Consider the following 1136-nt stretch of genomic DNA (forward strand, 5'->3'; position numbering starts at 1 on the left):
CCTCGGTGCCGTCGCCGCCGGCGGCGTCCTCACCGGCGCGGGGGCCGCCCACGCGGCCCCGGCCCCCGCCGCGACGGGGAACCCCGGCAGGGGGAAGGGGTTCCGCGGCCTGCCGGTGCCCACCGTCATCGCCCACCGGGGCTCCAGCGGTTACCGCCCCGAGCACACGATGGGCGCCTACCGGCTCGCCCTGGACACCGGCGCCGACGTCATCGAGCAGGACCTCGTCCCCACCCGGGACGGCCACCTGGTGTGCCGTCACGAGAACGAGATCTCCGGCACCACCGACGTGGCCGACCACCCGGAGTTCGCCGACCGGCGGGCCACGAAGACCATCGACGGGGTCACCGTCACCGGCTGGTTCACCGAGGACTTCACGCTCGCCGAACTGAAGACCCTGAGGGCCGTGGAACGCATCCCGGAGCAGCGGCCCAACAACACGATCTACGACGGGCGCTGGGAGGTGCCCACCATGGAGGAGGTGATCCGGTGGGCCGCCGGTGAGGGCCGCCGCCGGGGCCGCCCCGTGTGGCTGCACGCCGAGACCAAGCACCCCTCCCACTTCCGGTCCATCGGGCTGCCGCTGGAGGAGCCGCTGGCCGCCCTGCTGCGCCGGCACGGCCTGCACCGCGCCGGCTCCCCGATCTTCCTGCAGTCCTTCGAGCCCACCAGCATCCGCCGGCTGTCGCGACTGGTGGACACCCCGGGCGTGGTGCTCCTCTCCTCCGCGCGCAGCCGGCCGCGCGATCTCGAGTCGGCCGGGGACCCGCGGACGGTGGCCGACCTGATCACCCCGGAGGGGTTGCGGGAGATCGCCGGATACGCGAGCGGCATCGGTCCCACCCTCGACCTGGTGATCCCCCGGCGGGCCGACGGCACGTTGGGCACCCCCACGTCCCTGGTCGCCGACGCCCACCGGGCGGGCCTGATCGTCCACCCCTACACCCAGCGCAACGAGAACCGGTACCTGCCCGCCGAGTTCCGCGTCGGTGACGATCCCCACCGGCACGGCGACGCCTTCGGCGCGCTCCGGGCGTGGTTCGCCACCGGCATCGACGGCATCTTCACCGACCACCCCGACACCGCGCTGCTGGCCGCCGCCGACCACCGGGCCTGACCCGGACGCGGACCCCACC

Annotated in this window: 1 protein-coding gene; it reads left to right on the forward strand. The window is 74.7% G+C overall.

Features of this window, described 5'->3' with window-relative positions; all coding sequences use genetic code 11:
* The coding region (locus FNQ90_RS24160) for a glycerophosphodiester phosphodiesterase (RefSeq protein ID WP_182608288.1) at positions 1–1117 on the forward strand (1117 nt) is incomplete at its 5' end.
* Between the last annotated feature and the right edge of the window lie 19 nt (positions 1118–1136).

Origin of the sequence: Streptomyces alkaliphilus (assembly GCF_014141535.1) — a bacterium.
GTDB classification, from domain to species: domain Bacteria; phylum Actinomycetota; class Actinomycetes; order Streptomycetales; family Streptomycetaceae; genus Streptomyces; species Streptomyces alkaliphilus.